The sequence below is a fragment of the Mesorhizobium sp. M0960 genome (assembly GCF_040319055.1).
Lineage (GTDB): Bacteria > Pseudomonadota > Alphaproteobacteria > Rhizobiales > Rhizobiaceae > Mesorhizobium.
Genome location: NZ_JAMYNN010000018.1, coordinates 55,442 through 72,904, shown reverse-complemented (window position 1 = coordinate 72,904; position 17,463 = coordinate 55,442). Strand labels below are relative to the sequence as shown.

The window sequence follows — 17,463 nt, the reverse complement described above, 5'->3', positions numbered from 1 at the left end:
TCGATCGAAATATCAGTGAATCGTCCGCCGAGAAAATTCGAACGACATGGTCGGCGGCCCGCCGCTGTTCACGACGAGAATGTCGAGCGCGCCAAGCAGACGATCGCCTGCTCGACCGCGCGGGCTCCTGCACCCGGCCGACCGGCGCGTCAAGAGCATCTTTCGTGCAAGCCTCTTGCCATCGGTCTCCTGGCGACGACGCCGGCCCGCCTGATCTTGACATACATCTTTCTTGCGTACTATCAACACATCTGGAAAACCTGCCATACAGGTTGGCCCCTTAACTGGAGATCGCGTGAGCACGGCGGTATCCGCAAAACATTCGGACGCAGCGAGCCTGGTCAGCAATACGATCGGCGAGATCACGCGCCATATTCGCGCGCATGAACTCGGGCCCGGCGACCGGCTGCCCAGCGAGGCCGCGCTTTCGAGACAATTGAGCGTCTCGCGTACCGTGGTTCGCGAGGCCTTCAGCTCGCTCGCTGCCATGCGGCTTATCGACCTTAGGGCAGGCAGACGGGCTACCGTCGCCGAGCTGGATTATGGCGCCATGTCACTGGTGATCGAGCATGGCGTCCACACGGAACAGATCACGGTGCAGCAAATCTACGACGTGCGCCGCACGATTGAGACCCGCACCGCCATGCTGGCGGCCTTGCGCAGAACAGCCGACGAAGTGGAAAGGATCAGGACGCACGCGCTCGCCATGCGCGAGAATTTCCAGCAGCCCGAACAGGTCATGGAGCACGATCTCGCCTTTCACATCGAAATCGCCAAGGCTGCAAAGAATCCGGTTTTCAGCCTCATCGTCGGCGCGTTCGAGCGCGTATCGCGGCAGACCTGGCCGATCGGCTGGCGGAGCCGCCCTTCGGATGCCGAGCAGTTGGCGATGATCCAGATCCATATCGAGCTCGCCGAAGCAATCGCGACCGGTGATCCCCAGTCCGCTCGTGACCTGATGGCGAGGCATTTTGACGAGAGCGTCAAGGCCCTGCTGGCGGCCGGCATCGCCTGAGGAGCGGGGCGCGCAATGAAGATCACGAAACTGGAAACGCTGCGGCTCAAGGAGCGGCCGAACCTTCTCTGGGTTCTGGTTCACACGGACGAAGGTCTCGTCGGGCTGGGCGAGACCTTCTTCATGGCCGAAACCATCGAGACGTATTTGCACGAGTATGTCGCACCGCGCGTGATCGGGCGCGACCCCTTGCAGATCGACCTGCTTGCCGCCGATCTCGTCGGCTACCTCGGTTTCCGATCGACGGGCGCGGAAGTCAGGGGCAACTCCGCTTTCGACATCGCGCTTTGGGATCTGTTCGGAAAGGCCACGGGTCAGCCGATCGCACAACTCCTCGGCGGGTTCACCCGGCACGAGGTCAGGACCTACAACACGTGTGCTGGAACCGAATACATCAAGAAGGCCACGGGCCAGACGACGGCCAATTACGGGCTGGATAAGGCCGGCGACGCCTATGATGATCTGAACGGCTTCCTTCACCGCGCCGACGAACTGGCGCATTCGTTGTTGGAGGAAGGCATCACGGCCATGAAGATCTGGCCCTTCGACATGGCCGCCGAGAGAACGCGCGGCTTGTATATTTCGCAGCCCGATTTGAATTCCGCGCTGGCGCCATTCGAGAAAATCCGCAATGCGGTCGGCGACAAGATGGACATCATGGTTGAATTCCATTCAATGTGGCAGCTGCTGCCGGCCATGCAGATCGCCCGCGAGCTTGCCCCCTACAAGACCTTCTGGCACGAAGATCCGATCAGGATGGACAGCCTGTCCAGCCTGAAACGCTATGCCGAGGCTTCGCTGGCGCCGATATCGGCTTCGGAGACGCTCGGTTCCCGGTGGGCCTTCCGTGACCTTCTCGAGACCGGGGCGGCCGGCGTCATTATGCTCGATATCAGCTGGTGCGGCGGGCTCTCGGAGGCGCGCAAGATCGCTGCCATGGCTGAAGCATGGCACCTGCCAGTCGCGCCGCACGACTGCACCGGTCCAGTTGTGCTCGGCGCATCGACCCACCTGTCGCTGAATGCGCCGAACGCACTTGTCCAGGAGAGTGTCAGGGCCTTCTACAAGACCTGGTACCGCGATCTTGTGACCGCTTTGCCGCAGGTGAAGAACGGCATGATCACCGTGCCTCCCGGACCGGGCCTCGGCATGGAACTGAACCCGGAGATCGATCGCGCCTTCACGGCGCTTCGACGGGTGACTGACGCATCGACTCTCTGAAAATGAACCTGAAGCAGCTTTCTACGGAGGAGGAGAACCATGAAGAAGCTACTTATCTCGGCAGTCTTGGGAGCAGTACTGGCTGGAGGCTCGGCAATCGGCTCACGCGCGCAGGAGCCGATGAAAATCGTCTTCACACATCATTCGTCGGCGTCAAACCCGTTCTGGCAAGCTGTGAAGAAGGGGTTTGACGACGCCTGCGCCAAGATCCAGGCCAATTGCCAGATGGTCTTCACGCAGACCGAAGGCTCGATCGAGCAACAATCGGCCAACATGCAGGCGGCGCTCGCGGCAAACCCGGACGCGCTGATCACCTCGATCGTCGACAACAATGCCTTCGACCAGATCATCGCCGACGCCCGCGCTGCCGGCGTCACGGTCATCGCGTCCAATGTCGACGACACCGAGGGAGCAGCCGGCAATGCCCGCCAGGCTTTCATCGGCCAGGGCTTCATTCCCGCCGGCTACGAACTCGGCAAGAAGATGTCCGAGTTCTTCCCCAAGGAAGGCAAGATCAGGGCGCTCGTCGGCGTCTCCGCGCCCGGTCAGAACTGGTCGGAACAGCGCGCTGCCGGCGTCATGAAGTTCCTTGAGGAATACAAGGCCGCGAATGGCGGACGCGAAGTGGTCATTGAACGGCTCGACACCGGCACAGATGGCGCCGTCGTCGCCGATCGTGTTGGCGCCTATCTGTCTGCCCACCCCGACACCACGGTGTATTTCGACACCGGCCTTTGGCATGCCTACGTCGCCCAGGTGCTGATCGATCGCGGCATCGAGCCGGGCAAGGTGCTGATGGGCGGCTTCGATATCGTCTCGGAAGTCCTGCAACAGATGGAAGCGGGTTACATCCAGGTCCAAGTCGACCAGCAGCCCTACATGCAAGGCTTCATGCCGGTGATGGAAGCCTATCTCGCCAAGAACATCGGTCTGCTGCCGGCAGACATCGACACCGGCAAGGGCATCATCGTCAAGGAAGACGTGCCAAAGCTCAAGGAACTGGCCGCAAAGGGCGTGCGGTAGGCACGAAGCCGGCGTCCTCTCCTCGTTCTTACGGGGAGAGGTCGGCTGGACAAGGGGGAGGGCCAGCCAACACGGTCTTGGGCGTTGGCTCCGTCCCCATCCTCCAGCGGCATCTCCCCGTCAAGGGCGGTAGAAGACAGACTGCCGCCATCCCCTTTGCCGATGCGATAACCAGCGGAAACGATCCCGAGCCGGAGCGAATGATGAAGCGTTTGATGAAGATTTATCTGGAGAAGCCGGAGCTTGCGGCGGTCGTGTTCCTGCTCCTGCTCCTCATTGTCTTTCAGATTCGCTCGAACGGCGTATTTTTGAACACACAGAACCTTCGCGGAATGCTTGGGCTGCTGCCCGAAATGGGGCTGGTCGCGATCGGCGTGACCCTGCTGATGATATGCGGTGAGTTTGATCTTTCGGTGGGCTCGGTCTTTGCGCTGACCCCGATGACCATGGCGGTGATGCTCGCGGCAGGCGTTCCGTTCGCGCCGGCCTTTGCCGCCGGCCTCGCGATCGCTGCCCTCATCGGCTTCTTCAACGGGTTCATAACGATTCGTTTCGCGATACCAAGCTTCATCACCACGCTTGGTATGCTGTTCATCGCGCGTTCGCTGACGGTGGTAATCTCCGGCGGCTTCCCTCCTGTCATACCAGCTAACGCTCTGCCCAAATGGCTGTTTACGGTCTATGTGGGACCGGGCGACCTCTTTCGCATGTCGTTCTTCTGGTTTCTCGCCGTGGCAATCCTGGTGACCGTGCTCCTGTCGCACACGAATTTCGGCAACTGGGTGCGCGCCACCGGCGGCTTTCTGCCCGCCGCGCAATCGATGGGCATCCCGACGGCCCGGGTGAAGGTCGCCTGCTTCATGATCTGTTCGGTGCTCGCCGGCTTTGCCGGTACCATTCAGGTGATGCGGCTCGGCGCCCCGCTGCCGTCGATCGGCGAGGGGCTGGAGCTGCAGGCCGTGTCGGCCGCCGTCATCGGTGGCGCCTCGCTGGCTGGTGGCATCGGCACCATCTTCGGCGGCATCATCGGGGCTGCTCTTATCCGCGTCATCGACAACGGACTGGTGCTGAGCCAGGTTGACGCCAACTGGTTCAAGATGGCGATCGGCTTTCTGACTATCTTCGCGGTCGTCATGAACGCATGGCTTCGAAAGCGGGGCAGGGCAATGAAGGTGGAGACCTGATCATGGCGGCCCCCATCATCGCGATCAAGGGACTCCAGAAATGGTATTCCGGCGTCCACGCCTTGAAAAACGTTACGCTGGATATCTATCCCGACGAGGCACTGGGCCTCGTCGGCGACAATGGCGCCGGCAAATCGACGCTGATCAACATCCTCTCAGGCACCCAAAAGCCCGATGGCGGCGAGATCAGGATCGAAGGTGAACCGGTCCGCTTCTCTAACCCGCGCGATGCCATGGAACGCGGCATCGAGACGATCTACCAGTACAATTCCATGGTCCCGACCATGACCATCGCCCGCAACGTTTTCATCGGACGCGAGCCGGTGAAGGGTTCGGTTTTCGGTATCGGCATCCTGGACCAGAAGCGCATGCGTGACGAAAGCGTCAAGGCGATCGCCGACGTCGACCTGCATCTGCGGTCGCCCGACGCGCTGGTCGGCGAACTGTCGGGCGGCCAGCGCCAAGGCGTGGCGATCGCCCGGGCCATGCATTTCAAGTCGAAAGTCATGATTCTCGACGAGCCAACCAACCATCTCTCGGTGAAGGAGACGCGAAAGGTGATCGGCTTCGTTCGTGGCCTCAAGGCCCAGAACATCACTAGCGTCTTCATCAGCCACAACATGCATCATGTTTTCGAATGCTGTGACCGGGTCGTGGCGATGGCGCGCGGAGAGATCATTCTGGACAAGCCGATCGGCGAGACTTCGATCGAGGAAATCCACGAGGTGCTGTGACGTGAAGAAGCAATCACTCGCGAGCCACTCTGCTGGTGGAGATCAGTCTGCGCTACGACTTTTCCGCAAGAATAGCCTCAGCGGTTTTCTCGTCGGTGATCAGCACATCGACGACTCCCAGACGCAACACGGCGCGCAGCACCGGAACCTTGTCGAGGCCGCCGGAGGGCAGGATCACAGTGTCGACGTCGCGCAGATGTTCGGGGGCGAGGCCGATGACGCGGCTGTTTAGCGGGTGATCGACGAGTTGTCCGTCGGCGCCGATCCAATGGCCGCAAATATCGCCGACCGCTCCGGCTTCGCGGAGTGATCTGAGATCATCGTCTCCTACCAGTCCGATCCGAAAGATGGTGGCGTCCTTGTGCACCGCGCCCACCGAAACGAAAGCGGCGTCAACGTCGCGGGCATGAGTGAAGGCGTCTTCCAGAATAGACTGGCGCATAAGCAGATCGCGTGTGGCCTCGGTATCCGTGAACACCGGTGCTGCGATGTAGAAGCATTCCGCGTCGAAGAGCGCCGCGAGCCGGGAAGCGATCTCGTAGATGTTGATCGCCGATCCACGTGTGAGCCCGCCAAGCAGGGAAACGATCGACATTCCTTTGACCGGGCGCACGGTCACCGACCGCAGACTGAGCTGGAGCGTCCGCCCCCATCCCACGCCTACCGATATCCCGTCACGGATTCTAAGCGACAGGGCTTCGCCGGCGGCGGCTGCGATGACCTGTGGCACCAGAGCAGGATCCGGCGGTGTCGGGACCACGATTGGATCCGAGACACCATAGGCGTCCCGCAGCCGGTTCTCCAACTCGATGCAGTTCGCCACCTTGGAATTGATGCGAATCTGAACGATCCCCCGCTGGCGCGCATGCGCCAGCATCCGGTTGACGCGGAGGCGGGTCAGGCCAAGAGACTTGGCGATTTGCGCCTGGGTGAGGTCACCGACATAAGCAAGCCAGGCGGCGCGCACGAGCAGCCCTTCCTCGCGATCGGCCGTGACGGAACTCGTTACGGCTTGGCGGCCGTCGCGTTTCTTTCGTGCTGGTTTCTCCATCAGATCATCCTGTCCACTCCGCGGCAGCGGGTCCAGAGCGGGCTCGGCCGAGCCATGTGCTCATCGATATGAGGCATCAATCGAGTTTCCCCGGCTCCGCTAGCCTCGATGATAGCGGTCGAAGGACAAAACCAGCGGAGCATCATGGCAAATCGCGTCGATGATGGCAGTCGTCAGCGGCAGGCGATCATCGGGAAGTACACCCCGGCCCATCATATTCTTCAAAGCCTGACCAAGGTCCAGCGCCAGTTGCGCCCCCTCGACCGTGTCCGAACTCATATGTTCGCGCTTCGCCACGGAATAGGGCAGGCCGCGGCCGAGCAGGCGTCCCATGCGACCGTTACGGCCCGCCTGGCAGGTCACATAAAGATCGCCGGAGCCGGCCAGCCCCAGCACTGTTTCGATTTTTCCACCCAGAGCTTCGACCAGAATCGCCATCTCGGCGAGGGACTGCGAGAAAAGCGACGAGGCAAGGTTGTGCATGAGCGCACCGTTGGGCGCCTTGCCGTCGCGCTCAAGCAGCCCGACGGGAGCCCCAACGGCGAGTGTATAGAAGTTCTTGAAAGCGGCGCAGATCTCGACGCCAATGAGATCGGATGATGGTCGCGCATGATAGAAAGGCGCGCGCAGAATGCGTGACGCCGCGGCCACCTGGTCGGGATCGTGTCCGGCCACGATCACCGAGGTATCGCGCTGTGCGGCCAGTTCGCCGGCAATGCAAGGTCCGCCGACGGCCATTACCGGGATCGACAAGCCAGTACGTTGCTCAATCTCGCGGGCAAGCAGATGCGGCAGGATTTCGATGCCTTCGTCGCTCGCGGCGAGTCCTTTCGTAATCATCAGTATCGGCACGGGCGACTTGATGCTTTCAGCAATGCGGTCGATCGCCCAAGGAACGCCGGCCGACGAGACGCCGAGTACAAGCAGGTCGGCTCCATCGTTCATCGCCGTCCCGAATTCGGTCCAGGAACAGGCGGCCACCGCGTCAGGCAGAGTGATGTTGAGGCGAGGGTGATGACCTGTGTCGGCCACAGAGCTGACGATCTCCTCGTCGAGATGGGTGCCGACAAGAGTGATGCGGTTACCCGCGTGAGCGGCCGGAAGCGTCATGGCGGAGCCCATGACGCCAGCGCCGAGGATAATGATCTGCGCCATTCAGCTTCTTTCCTTGTCCAGCCGCTCGCCGCTGCCTTGGTCGAACAGGTGGATTCGCTCAGGCGCTGGCTCCAGGTGGATCACAGCTCCAGGAGAGAGCTCCATGCGATCATGCAGCACCGAGCAGATCGCAATGTTGCCCATGGCGGCAAAGATATGGATTTCGGGGCCAGTCGGCTCGACAACCGTAATCCTCGCCGGGATGCCGCGCCCGTCTGCCACAGGTCGAAGATGTTCGGGCCGAATGCCATAGATCACCTTTTGGCCGGGCCGGACCGCGGCCTCTGGCGGAAGCGGGAGGGATAGCTCGTCGGTCCGCACCACCCAGGCGTCGCGCTCGGAAGCCACCTCGCCATGGAACATGTTCATTGCGGGCGAGCCGATGAAGGAGGCGACGAAGAGGTTTGCCGGGCGATCGTAGACATCGAGCGGGCGCCCGATCTGCTCGATGTGGCCGTCGCGCATGATGACGATGACATCGGCCATGGTCATGGCCTCGATTTGGTCATGCGTGACATAGACTGTGGTGGTCTTCAGCCGCTGGTGGAGCTCCTTGATTTCCGTCCGCATTTGCACGCGCAGCTTGGCGTCGAGGTTGGACAGCGGCTCGTCGAACAGGAAGACAGTTGGGTCTCGCACGATGGCGCGACCCATGGCGACGCGTTGCCGTTGGCCGCCCGAAAGCTGGCGAGGGTACCGTTCCAGATAGGGCGTCAGATTGAGGATCGACGCCGCCCATCCCACCTTCTGTTTGATTTCTTCGTTGGGGCGTTTCTTCAACTGCATGGAAAACGCCATGTTGTCGAAGACGGTCATGTGCGCGTAAAGCGCGTAATTCTGGAAGACCATTGCGATGTTGCGGTCTTTGGGATGAAGCGTGTTGACGACCCTGTCTCCTATCGTGATCTCACCGGACGTGATGGGCTCGAGACCGGCTATCATGCGCAACAGTGTGGACTTGCCGCAGCCGGACGGCCCCAACAGAACGACGAACTGGCCATCCTCGATAGAGAGATCGAGTCCATGGATAATCGAGAGGGCGCCATAGTCCTTCTTTATGTTGCTGATGGTGACAGACGCCATAAATTGTTATCCTTCGATTGCTCTTGCCGGTTGGGTTCCACGTCGCCATGCGAGCCATTGGCGATCGGATGCGCTCTCACCATTCGCTCTCCAGAAACTCCTCCAGCAGCCCTGCATCGGCGGCCAGATTGACAAAGGACCATCGGCCGCGGATTTCTCGCGAATAGCGGATGGCGTCGTGCCAAAGCGCGCGCGGCAGGCCTAGTTCCGCGCCAGTGACCGGCCCCCCGGCAGCCTTGAGTGCTGCCTCCATGCGTGCAATCGGCATTGCCATGGGCCGAACCTCCTGGCGCAGGGCCGGCCAGATTTCCGCAAGCCTGCGGTTGAAGCTTTCCGTCTGGCTGGCGTCGAGTGCCGTCTTCTTCATCTCGGCAATGCAAAGTGGTCCAAGTTGTGCCCCGTAGCGGGCCAGCATCGCCGCCTCGTCGATGGCGGTCGGCTTCACCTGCGGCGGCTCTTTCCTGTCCAGCAGCCGCGCTTGCAGACGCGCCATGACCAGCGAGGCAACCCCGACCTGCTGACCGTGCGTGGTGCCGGGATGATGGTCTTGCGCGAACATGTCGACCCAATGGGAAATCTGGTGCTCTCCCATGGATCCAGGATGGGAAACGCCGGCGAAGCACACACCCATCGAGCACAGCGTCAAGACGCGCTGGAGATGCCCGACAGCGGTGACGTCATGCCTGGCAAGACCAGGCGCATGGGCCAGCATCGGTTCCTCATCGCCCGCCTGCAGCAGGTAGGGCACGGCAGAATAGTAGGTGTCGAACAGCCGATGCGAAGCCCACCAATCGATCTGGGCGGTGGGACGACAGAGGCTGTCGCCGAGCCCAGCGGCGCTGAGCCAGGCGGGTGCTGCGGCCGATACACCAAGATCCAGAAAGATGCCCCGCGGAGCGTGCGAGGGCAGCGAGATCTTGAGCCCTGAAGCCAACGTCACCGACGCTGTCGAGGCGCCGTAGCCATTCATTGAGGCGGCCGTGCCGAAGACGGCATAGGGCCGCTCGTCGAGGAAGGTTGCATGCTTGCAGCTGTCGTTGAGGACGCCGGACCCGACGGCCACGACCCCGTCGGCATGACGCGTCTTCTCTCTGACCATCTGGATCGTTGCCTCGTCGCAGTCGAGGCCGTCAGGCAGAACGATTTCACTGATGTCGGCGATGGCGCGCAGCGCCTTCGCGACGCGCCGGCCCATCACATCGACGGTGTTGACATCGGACACAACAGCGATGCGACGGCCGAGCCCCAGGGGCGCAACGAGATCCGCCTCGCGGCCCTCCGTCGTCTCCAGCAATTCGATCGTCTGGAACGGCAGGACGGCAGCCGCGCCTGTCTCAGGATCTTTCCAGCGTTCCGCGACAACGTCCTCGATCAACGCGTTCCAGTTGGTCGTTTCAGCCATGATCGGTCTCCATGAAGGCCGCGAGTCGCTGGTTCCAGGCTGAAAGCGTAGGCCAAAGATCGGCATGGATCGCAAGAAGCTCGGCGTAGAGCTCGGCCCGTTTCGCGTCCGGTTCGAAGGTTTTGGCCGGCTTGCTGGCCATTGCGAGCGACGCTTCGGCGATGGTGGAAAACCAGCCCACGCCCTTGGCCGCTGCCATCGCCGCGCCGAGGGAAGAGGCTTCCACTGTCGTCGAACGCATTACGGGACGGTCGAGTGCATCGGCCAGAATCTGCATCCACAGGTCGGACTTCGCTCCTCCGCCGATGGCTATGAACTGGTCGATGGTCTGGGCGGCAGCCGCAGCGGCCCGCTGACTTGTCGCGGCCTGATGCAGCGCTATGCCTTCCAGCACGGCGCGATAGATGTCGCCGCGGCGGCTCGACCCGGAAAGCCCGGCAATGACACCATGGGCAGCACTATCCCAGTGCGGATCCATGACGCCCTGCCAGTAGGGCAGGAGCATTATGCCGCCTGCGCCGATCCGGCTGGTAGCGGCTTCGGCCTCGAGCGCCTCCAGGGCGTCGCTTGCGCCATGCAGATCGACGCCAAGCATTTCGCGCGCCATCCAGTCGACAAGAAAAGTACCGGCGCGAAGGCACGTCTCGTAGATATAGCCATCATCGGCGACCGCCGTTTCGGTGCGGAAGGCCAAATCATGCACGTAGTCGATGCCGAAGCTGCCAGAGACGACTGCCGTACCGAGGTTGATGTAGGCGCATCGCGGCTGCAACACACCCGCGCCCGTGCCGGCGCATTGACCGTCGCCGCCGCCGGCGACGATCGGCGTGCCCTCCCGCAAGCCCGTCAGCATGGCCGCTTCCGACGTTAGTTGGCCCAGCACGGCGCCGGGCCGCGCCAGGTCCAGCATCATGCGCCGGGGGACGCCTGCCGCGTTCAGTATATCGTTCGACCAGTCCATAGCTCGCATATCGAGTATGCCCATCGGGTCGGCGGATGCGGTGGACGTCACCCACAGGCCGCTCAACCGAAACACCAGGTAGCCGTGGACTTCGGCCATTCGCTCCACCCGGGCAAAAATCTCGGGCTCTTCCTCGCGAAACCAGATCATGCGGTAAAGGCAAGGAATGACGTCCAGCGGCTTGCCGGATATTGCGTGGACGCGTGCCGCGCCGAAGCTCTCGCCGAAGCGGCGTGCCTTCCGCCGGGCGCGCTCATCGAGCCAGAGCGTTGCGGGCCCGACTGCCTGGCCCTGCTCATCGAAAAGTCCGAAGCTTTCGCGCTGGTTGGCAATGGCAAGGGCGGCAATGCGTGCCGGCGGAACCGTCGACGCCACGACCCGCAGCGCTGCGACCGTCGAGGTCCACCACTCGGCCGGATCCTGCTCGAAATAGCCCGAACGCGGGTTCGACATCGCAAGCGGTGCACGACCTTCAGCCACGGCCAGACCATTGCGGTCCCAGGCGATCGCCTTGGTTGCCGAGGTCGAGGAATCAATGCCGATGACGAGATCAGGAACCATTGCCGCCACATTGCCAAAGGGCGAGGGCGGTCGAAGCCGCCTTCGCCCAAATCACCGACTACCCGCTAAAGACCGGCATCCTTGACTTTGCCGTCGACAATGCCGGCAATGGCATCCAGGCATGCCTTGGCGTCGCCGCCATAGTCTTGGCCCGTAAGCAATTTGCCGAGTTCAACCGGGATGTCGTTGTTCGACAGATCCGCCCAGATCGGCATGTCCGGCTCCGATCCCATCTGGTTGTCGATAGTGTATTTGATCGCCTCGAAATGGCGTGTCGTTCCGGGCCCGACAACGGCCTTCGCCTTGACCCGAGGATCTGTAAAAGAGGAATTGCGCATCGGCGAGGCCCCGCCGCCGAGCGTCGACACGCGCGCCATCACATCCTTCGAGCAGACCCACTGCATGAACAGCCATGCCGCTTCCTTGTTCTTGGAATATTGCGACAACGAAATCGTTGAGCCACCCTGGTGGCCGACGGCCGGGATTTCGTTGAAGCCGCAATCGGCGGCGGCGCGACGGCCAGGAACCTCCTTGGGCGCCGGCAAGGCCTCGAACAGGCCTTTGACCTTGGAATCGTTGGCGTCGAAGCCGGGGAAATCTTCGCCCCAGGTGATTGCCATGGCGGCCTGACCCTGTGTCAGCGCCTGCCCCTGACCGTCCCAGGTCCAAGTCGTTGCAGACGGCGGTGAGTTCTTGACCAACTCCTGATAGAATTGCAGCCCGGCCACGCCGCGCTCGTCATTGCCGACAAACTTCTTGTCTTTGTTGAAGATCGAACCGCCATGGCCCCACAGAGCGAAGGTCCAGTCGCATTCCAGCGAATAATGGCCGGACTTGGCCTGGCACGCGGTGCCGAAGATGCCGTTGCTTTTTTCTGCCTCTGTGAGCGCCTGCACGGCCTTGAGATAGGCGTCGAGGTCTGTCGGCAGCGCGATATTGTGTTTGTCGAAAAGATCCTTGCGGTACATCAGGATGAAGATCGGAATATCGAATGGAATTCCGCACTGTTTGCCGTTGTACATGGCAATGCCGTCGACCAGCGGCTTGGAGAAATCGTCCCAGTCGAAGTTGGGCATCGCCAGTGCTTTGTTCTGGTCATAATACTCGCGAGGATCGACGACATCCTGTGCAAATGTCGCCATCCAGGACTGGTCGAGATAGTAGACGTCGTAGGTGCCCAACTGGCCCTGTACGTCTTGCGTAGCCTTGGCGAGAACCTGCTCCAGCGGCACGATCTCGACTTCCACCTCAATGCCGGTTGCCTTGGTGAATTCACCCGCGACAAGCTGGTTGGCCACGATCGTTGGCGGCGTCGCTTCTGAAGTGTAGCGGATTTTGGTGCCGGCATATGGCTTGCCGACATCGGCCAGCCACTTCAGCATATCGGCGTCCTGGGCGCGGGCTTCTTCAACCCCGAGCCCCAGCATACCCCGATTGGTGCGGCCGCCACCTAGCATGGCCGATCCGAAGGCGGAAAAGCCGACACCAGCGAGCGCCATCTTCCTCATGAAGTCGCGTTTGGTTATTCGGCGCGCCGTAAAGTCATTGCAGATATCGGTGACGAATGTCTTCTTGTCGTGTTCACTGAAGCTCATGATCGTTCCTCCGTTGCGTTTTTGTCGTCGTTCTTCTCGTCTGCGCCTCACTCCTTCAGGGATCCGAGGGTGAGGCCGCGGACCAGATGCCGTTGAACCAGCAGGATAAAGATGAAGCTGGGTATGATCGCGGACGTGCCGAGCGCTGTGATGTAGCCCCACTCGGTCGCGGTCGAGGTGACAAAGGTCGAGATCTTCACCGGCACAGTGCGGATCGACGTTGTCAGGAACAGTGAGAGCAGGAACTCGGTCCACGAAAAGATGAAGCACAGCACAGCCGTCGCAGCGATGCCGCCCTTGACCATGGGAAGGACCACGCGTCGGAACGTCTGCCAGCGCGTCGCTCCGTCAATCAGCGCCGCCTCATCAACCTCGCGCGGAACATCGTCGAAGAACGACTTCAAAAGCAAAACCGCCAGCGGCAGGTTAATCAAACTGTGAACGAGGATGAGCCCCGTATAGGTATCGCGCAAGCCGAGATCCCGGAACATGAAAACGATCGGAATGACGATCGCGATTGGCGGCATGAAGCGCTGCGAGAGAATCCAGAACAGGAAGGACTGCTGGCCGCTGAACTGCATTCGCGACAGGCAATAGGCGGCCAGAGTGGCCAGCAGCAGCGTCAGCGCCGTCGATCCGACGGCTATGATGGCGCTGTCGAGCAACGACTGGCGCGAATCGTAGGAGCTGGCGCCGCCCTTGATCACCCCCGCCGCCTCGCCGCCCTGTTCCATGCCGATGTCGACGCGCGAAACGCCAAGCAACGTCACGCGGTAATTGTCCGGCGTCGGCGCGAAACCGGTGTAAACCGGTCCACTGCGATCGAAGATCGCCGAATAGGGTTTGATAGACGACAGAGCCCACCACGCGATCGGGAACATGAAGATCGCCACCACCAGGATGGCGAGCACGTCACGGGCGATCGTTTGGGCGCGCGACGGTTCCATCAGAACCTCACCTTGAACAGCCTGACGAAGACGTTCGACACGACGATCAAGACGACGAGCACGATCAGCGACAGGGTCGCGGCATAGGGGAAGTCTCCGGTGAAGTAGATTCGACCCGCGTAGAATGAAAGCGTCTCGGTAGCCGTGCCTGGCCCGCCGGCGGTGATGATGTAGACGTAGTCGTAGATGCGAAAGAGATCGACGCCGCGGATCAGCACCGCGACCGCTATCACCTTGCGCAGCATCGGCAATGTGAGCCGCCAGAACGTCTGGATGCCATTGGCGCCGTCGATCGCCGCGGCTTCGAAAGGTTCCTTCGGCAGTGCCCTGAGCCCTGCCAGGATGATGAGCACCATGAACGGCGTCCATTGCCATATGTCGGCCAGCAGGATCGCCGCCAATGCGGTTCCCGGCTGCGTCAGGATCGGCTGTGCCGGCGAGATCAGATCGAGGGCATAGAGGTAGAACGACAGGACGCCGAAAGAGCCGTCCTGCATCAGCAGGAACATCATTCCGGTCACGGCAGGCGGCACCACCAGCGGCAGTGTCATCAGTGCCCGCAGCACCCCGTAGCCTTTGCGGTCGGTGTCAAGCAGAAGCGCGATAAGGATGCCGAGCGCAAGCTGAACGGCAAGCGCGACGAAGGTGTAGATCAGCGTGGTTTCCAGCGAATGCCACATCCGCGCGTCCGAGAATGCGCGCGTCCATTGGTGGAGCCCGGCAAAGTCGAGCTGCCGGGAAACGACGTTGCGTTTGTGAAACGACAGCCAGACCGAATAAGCCAGAGGATAGATGCCGAAAACGAGAAGCATCACCGTGATTGGCGCAAGCCAGGGAAACGGATGCTCGGCCGTCATGAACCGGGGCAGGGCCCACCTGGAACTCGGCCGCGTGAGGGTTGTGGTGCTCACGCGCAAATCTCCGTTCGGTGACAGAGATGCATCGGCCTTCTCCCTATCGGCCAGATTGTGCCAACTTGAACTTTTGTAAGTTTGTTGTGCCTTTTGTTAAGAACGTGTCGGACGGCCGCCGATTTGTCAAGTCGGTTCCATCAGTGCTCAAGGGATTGCTCGCGGTCCCACGGGACGCCGTCATCGCCGGATATGGAGTTCTTTTTGTAGAACGCCGCTGGCAATGCTGTGTACCAGCATAAAAAGCACCAGGGCCGCCGCCAACTTGGCGGCCCAAGAAACTACGGAACGCGTCCAGGAGCTCGGGAGGACCGCCCGGGCTTCTTGGGAACTCGCCTCAATCCGGCAGTCTGATCTGGAGCTTCACGTCCGCCGGCCGGGCTTCGACTGCGCGGTCGAAGGCAGTGATGGAGTCTTCGAAGGGGAAGGTCGCCGAAATGAGTGGCTTCAGGTCGACCCGGCCCGACGCCATCAGGGCGATCGCCCGCTCATATTGGTGGGCATATCGGAACACAGTCTCGATGCGGACTTCCTTGGTCGAGGCGGTGGCGACATCGAATGCGATCGGCGCCACCGGCAGGCCGACCACCACCACCACGCCACCGGGCCGCGGCAGATCGAGCAGGGTCTCCCATGCCTTGGACGAGCCCGAGCATTCAAATACGACGTCGGCGCCCCAGCCATCGGTCAGGCGCTTTACCTCCGCCGCCAGGTTCTTGTCGCGGACGTTGACCGGGATCACGCCTTGATAGCCGCCGGCAATGTCGAGCTTGGGTTGGGCGAGATCTGCAACAATGGCGCGGGCACAGCCGCCGGCGAGTGCAGCGATCGCCACCATCGTGCCAATCGGCCCTGCGCCAATCACCACCGCCGTGTCGCCCGGCGCGATCTTTGCTTTGGCAGCCGCCTGCATGCCGACAGCGAAAGGCTCCACCATGGCGCCTTCGGCGAAGCTGACGTTGTCGGGCAGTTTGAACGTGTAGTTGGCGGGGTGAACGACATAGGGTGTCAACACGCCGTGGATCGGCGGCGTTGCCCAGAATCTGACAGCCGGGTCAATGTTGTAGAGACCGAGCCGGCTCGCTCGCGAATTGGGATCGGGAATACCCGGCTCCATGCAGACGCGGTCGCCGACCTTTAGATGCTCGACGCCTTCGCCTGTTTCGACGACGGTGCCAGCGGCTTCGTGACCCAAGACCATCGGCGCCTCGACCACGAACGGGCCGATGCGGCCATGCGTGTAGTAGTGCACGTCAGAGCCGCAGATGCCTACCGTATGGATCTTGATGCGAACTTCGCCCGGGCCTACGGTCTGTGGCAGATCGATGTCACGCAGCTTGAGTTCGTGCTGGCGTTCAAGGACAAGGGCACGCACGTTCGTCATCGACTTAGTCTCCTCTAAAGCCGATTGTTCGAGGCCTCCTCGACCTTACTTGCATTCGGCACGCTCATCATAGCCGCTTATCCACGGCTTCAAAATCCAGTTCGGAAACGGGTGTTGCCTGATTCCGTACCGACTTCCCGGCCAAGGACTTTGAAGGCCGACCATGCCGCTGCCGAATAAGCGCGGGATCATCAAGGACGGCAAGGCCGCTGCTATTCGCGACTACCTCGATCACATGGCCCTGGGTGGCTTTGCTTGAGGCTTGTCGGGACCTGCTACAGGACGCATGATCCACGTTGGGCATTCAAGCCGAGTTCCGGTGATGGAGCGGCGATCAGGGGCGCTCGATTCAATCCCAAAGGTGTGCCCGCGCTATATTTGTCGCTGACGGTCATGACGACTGTCAAGGAAGCCAACCAGGGCTTCGCGCATCGCATCGATCCCTGCGTGCTGTGCTCTTATGAGGTGGACTGCGAGGACATCACTGATCTGTCAACCAAGCAGGGGAGAATCTTCTGGCACGCTTGCGAACATGGGCAGCGCCTGGGCCACGGCTCTCGGCAACGGAGAGCGACCTGCATCCTGGTCCATCTACGACCGGCTGCGGCCTGAAGGCATTGCTGGAATTCTGGTGCCGAGTTTTGGTCCGGGCGCGGAGACGGAAGACCGCAATTTGGTGCTGTGGGACTGGCGATCTTCCGCACAAAGTGAACGTGTTCGATCCGAGCGGTCAGCTGCCGAAAGACCAGCTGTCCTGGCGATGAAACAGGCCCGGAGGCTCCGGGGCTGCCCGATGGCAGAAAACCAGTCTCTTGACGCTCAGGGTGAAGGCGTTCGCGTGAACCTGAGTGGCGGAATAACGGCAGAGGAGGGGTTTTTGCCTCCTTAGAGGCCGGAAGCCCTGGTCAGGTTGATGCGGAAGCGATGTCTGCGGCGCTGATAGCGGCGGGTCATCTCCGAGGAGGCATGGCCGAGCTGTTTTTGCACATCGCGTTCGTCGACCTCGGCCGACGAGGCGAGGCCAGCGCGCAGCGAGTGGCCGGCGAATTTGACGATGCGGGCCATTGTCGAGAAGCCCGGACAAGGCGCAGCAATGACGATGATCGAATTTTCTCTTCAAAGGCTGGGTTGTCGAATAGGACAATAGGACCAGCAGCCCGCCAGCGCGTGTCCCGCTGGCCGCCGTGCCAGCGTTAGCGCGAGGGCCTGGCTCCCACGCCCTCCATCGTCAGCGAC

16 protein-coding genes and 2 pseudogenes are annotated in these 17,463 nt (G+C 61.5%); 8 read left to right on the top strand and 10 right to left on the bottom strand.

Annotated features, from left to right (window positions below; genetic code table 11):
- Positions 1 to 295: 295 nt before the first annotated feature.
- From NKH63_RS25380 to NKH63_RS25360, 5 genes are all read left to right on the top strand, one after another.
- Positions 296 to 1,015 carry a FadR/GntR family transcriptional regulator gene (locus tag NKH63_RS25380; protein WP_352919073.1) on the top strand — a complete coding sequence of 240 codons (720 nt, stop codon included), beginning with the start codon at positions 296 to 298 and terminating at the stop codon, positions 1,013 to 1,015.
- A gap of 15 nt (positions 1,016 to 1,030) precedes the next feature.
- On the top strand, positions 1,031 to 2,236 hold the full coding sequence (locus NKH63_RS25375) for a mandelate racemase/muconate lactonizing enzyme family protein (protein WP_352919071.1): 1,206 nt from the start codon (positions 1,031 to 1,033) through the stop codon (positions 2,234 to 2,236).
- 39 nt (positions 2,237 to 2,275) lie between these two features.
- A complete protein-coding gene (locus tag NKH63_RS25370; RefSeq protein WP_502896359.1) occupies positions 2,276 to 3,259 on the top strand; it encodes a sugar ABC transporter substrate-binding protein in 984 nt (327 codons plus the stop codon).
- Between the two features lie 203 nt (positions 3,260 to 3,462).
- Complete coding sequence (locus tag NKH63_RS25365) at positions 3,463 to 4,443, top strand: ABC transporter permease (RefSeq protein ID WP_031194994.1); 981 nt, start codon at positions 3,463 to 3,465, stop codon at positions 4,441 to 4,443.
- A 2-nt stretch (positions 4,444 to 4,445) separates the two neighbouring features.
- Positions 4,446 to 5,177 (top strand): ATP-binding cassette domain-containing protein, encoded by a 732-nt coding sequence (locus NKH63_RS25360; protein ID WP_352642024.1) that lies wholly within the window; start codon positions 4,446 to 4,448, stop codon positions 5,175 to 5,177.
- 52 nt (positions 5,178 to 5,229) lie between these two features.
- On the opposite strand, the gene NKH63_RS25355 is transcribed toward NKH63_RS25360, so the two are convergent.
- The 9 genes from NKH63_RS25355 to NKH63_RS25315 form a co-directional block, all read right to left on the bottom strand.
- A complete protein-coding gene (locus NKH63_RS25355) occupies positions 5,230 to 6,144 on the bottom strand; it encodes a sugar-binding transcriptional regulator (RefSeq protein WP_352484287.1) in 915 nt (304 codons plus the stop codon).
- A 183-nt stretch (positions 6,145 to 6,327) separates the two neighbouring features.
- On the bottom strand, positions 6,328 to 7,383 hold the full coding sequence (locus NKH63_RS25350; protein ID WP_352642021.1) for an NAD(P)H-dependent glycerol-3-phosphate dehydrogenase: 1,056 nt from the start codon (positions 7,381 to 7,383) through the stop codon (positions 6,328 to 6,330).
- On the bottom strand, positions 7,384 to 8,466 hold the full coding sequence (locus tag NKH63_RS25345) for an ABC transporter ATP-binding protein (protein WP_352642019.1): 1,083 nt from the start codon (positions 8,464 to 8,466) through the stop codon (positions 7,384 to 7,386). It lies immediately after the preceding gene.
- Between the two features lie 76 nt (positions 8,467 to 8,542).
- Positions 8,543 to 9,868 carry an iron-containing alcohol dehydrogenase gene (locus NKH63_RS25340; RefSeq protein ID WP_352642018.1) on the bottom strand — a complete coding sequence of 442 codons (1,326 nt, stop codon included), beginning with the start codon at positions 9,866 to 9,868 and terminating at the stop codon, positions 8,543 to 8,545.
- Positions 9,861 to 11,390: a xylulokinase gene (locus NKH63_RS25335; protein ID WP_352919068.1), complete on the bottom strand. Its 1,530-nt coding sequence runs from the start codon at positions 11,388 to 11,390 to the stop codon at positions 9,861 to 9,863. The genes NKH63_RS25340 and NKH63_RS25335 overlap by 8 nt, the downstream gene beginning before the upstream one ends.
- Before the next feature lie 65 nt (positions 11,391 to 11,455).
- Positions 11,456 to 12,985, bottom strand: coding sequence for an ABC transporter substrate-binding protein (locus NKH63_RS25330; protein ID WP_352919066.1), 1,530 nt, complete (start codon positions 12,983 to 12,985; stop codon positions 11,456 to 11,458).
- A 47-nt stretch (positions 12,986 to 13,032) separates the two neighbouring features.
- Positions 13,033 to 13,932 (bottom strand): carbohydrate ABC transporter permease, encoded by a 900-nt coding sequence (locus NKH63_RS25325; protein ID WP_352642012.1) that lies wholly within the window; start codon positions 13,930 to 13,932, stop codon positions 13,033 to 13,035.
- On the bottom strand, positions 13,932 to 14,843 hold the full coding sequence (locus NKH63_RS25320; protein ID WP_352642010.1) for a carbohydrate ABC transporter permease: 912 nt from the start codon (positions 14,841 to 14,843) through the stop codon (positions 13,932 to 13,934). Before NKH63_RS25320 ends, NKH63_RS25325 begins: the two co-directional genes overlap by 1 nt.
- Before the next feature lie 337 nt (positions 14,844 to 15,180).
- Complete coding sequence (locus NKH63_RS25315) at positions 15,181 to 16,227, bottom strand: NAD(P)-dependent alcohol dehydrogenase (protein ID WP_352919063.1); 1,047 nt, start codon at positions 16,225 to 16,227, stop codon at positions 15,181 to 15,183.
- A gap of 166 nt (positions 16,228 to 16,393) precedes the next feature.
- On the opposite strand from NKH63_RS25315, the pseudogene NKH63_RS25310 reads away from it, so the two are divergent.
- The 3 genes and pseudogenes from NKH63_RS25310 to NKH63_RS25300 all read left to right on the top strand — a co-directional run.
- Positions 16,394 to 16,486, top strand: a pseudogene (locus NKH63_RS25310) (XRE family transcriptional regulator); the annotation flags it as partial.
- Positions 16,483 to 16,839 carry an RES family NAD+ phosphorylase gene (locus NKH63_RS25305; protein ID WP_352859553.1) on the top strand — a complete coding sequence of 119 codons (357 nt, stop codon included), beginning with the start codon at positions 16,483 to 16,485 and terminating at the stop codon, positions 16,837 to 16,839. The pseudogene NKH63_RS25310 and the gene NKH63_RS25305, both read left to right, overlap by 4 nt.
- Positions 16,760 to 17,116, top strand: coding sequence for an RES domain-containing protein (locus NKH63_RS25300; RefSeq protein WP_352859552.1), 357 nt, complete (start codon positions 16,760 to 16,762; stop codon positions 17,114 to 17,116). Before NKH63_RS25305 ends, NKH63_RS25300 begins: the two co-directional genes overlap by 80 nt.
- On the opposite strand, the pseudogene NKH63_RS25295 reads toward NKH63_RS25300, so the two are convergent.
- A pseudogene (locus NKH63_RS25295) lies at positions 17,113 to 17,286 on the bottom strand (tyrosine-type recombinase/integrase); the annotation flags it as partial. The gene NKH63_RS25300 and the pseudogene NKH63_RS25295 sit on opposite strands and share 4 nt — an antisense overlap.
- Between the last annotated feature and the right edge of the window lie 177 nt (positions 17,287 to 17,463).

Bases quoted from the DNA above. Each gene is read 5' to 3' on its own strand.
- NKH63_RS25330 (WP_352919066.1), bottom strand. From the start codon at position 12,985: ATGAGCTTCAGTGAACACGACAAGAAGACATTCGTCACCGATATCTGC.
- NKH63_RS25365 (WP_031194994.1), top strand. From the start codon at position 3,463: ATGAAGCGTTTGATGAAGATTTATCTGGAGAAGCCGGAGCTTGCGGCG.
- NKH63_RS25370 (WP_502896359.1), top strand. From the start codon at position 2,276: ATGAAGAAGCTACTTATCTCGGCAGTCTTGGGAGCAGTACTGGCTGGA.
- NKH63_RS25325 (WP_352642012.1), bottom strand. From the start codon at position 13,932: ATGGAACCGTCGCGCGCCCAAACGATCGCCCGTGACGTGCTCGCCATC.
- NKH63_RS25335 (WP_352919068.1), bottom strand. From the start codon at position 11,390: ATGGTTCCTGATCTCGTCATCGGCATTGATTCCTCGACCTCGGCAACC.
- NKH63_RS25300 (WP_352859552.1), top strand. From the start codon at position 16,760: ATGGGCAGCGCCTGGGCCACGGCTCTCGGCAACGGAGAGCGACCTGCA.
- NKH63_RS25360 (WP_352642024.1), top strand. From the start codon at position 4,446: ATGGCGGCCCCCATCATCGCGATCAAGGGACTCCAGAAATGGTATTCC.
- NKH63_RS25340 (WP_352642018.1), bottom strand. From the start codon at position 9,868: ATGGCTGAAACGACCAACTGGAACGCGTTGATCGAGGACGTTGTCGCG.
- NKH63_RS25315 (WP_352919063.1), bottom strand. From the start codon at position 16,227: ATGACGAACGTGCGTGCCCTTGTCCTTGAACGCCAGCACGAACTCAAG.
- NKH63_RS25345 (WP_352642019.1), bottom strand. From the start codon at position 8,466: ATGGCGTCTGTCACCATCAGCAACATAAAGAAGGACTATGGCGCCCTC.
- NKH63_RS25350 (WP_352642021.1), bottom strand. From the start codon at position 7,383: ATGGCGCAGATCATTATCCTCGGCGCTGGCGTCATGGGCTCCGCCATG.
- NKH63_RS25375 (WP_352919071.1), top strand. From the start codon at position 1,031: ATGAAGATCACGAAACTGGAAACGCTGCGGCTCAAGGAGCGGCCGAAC.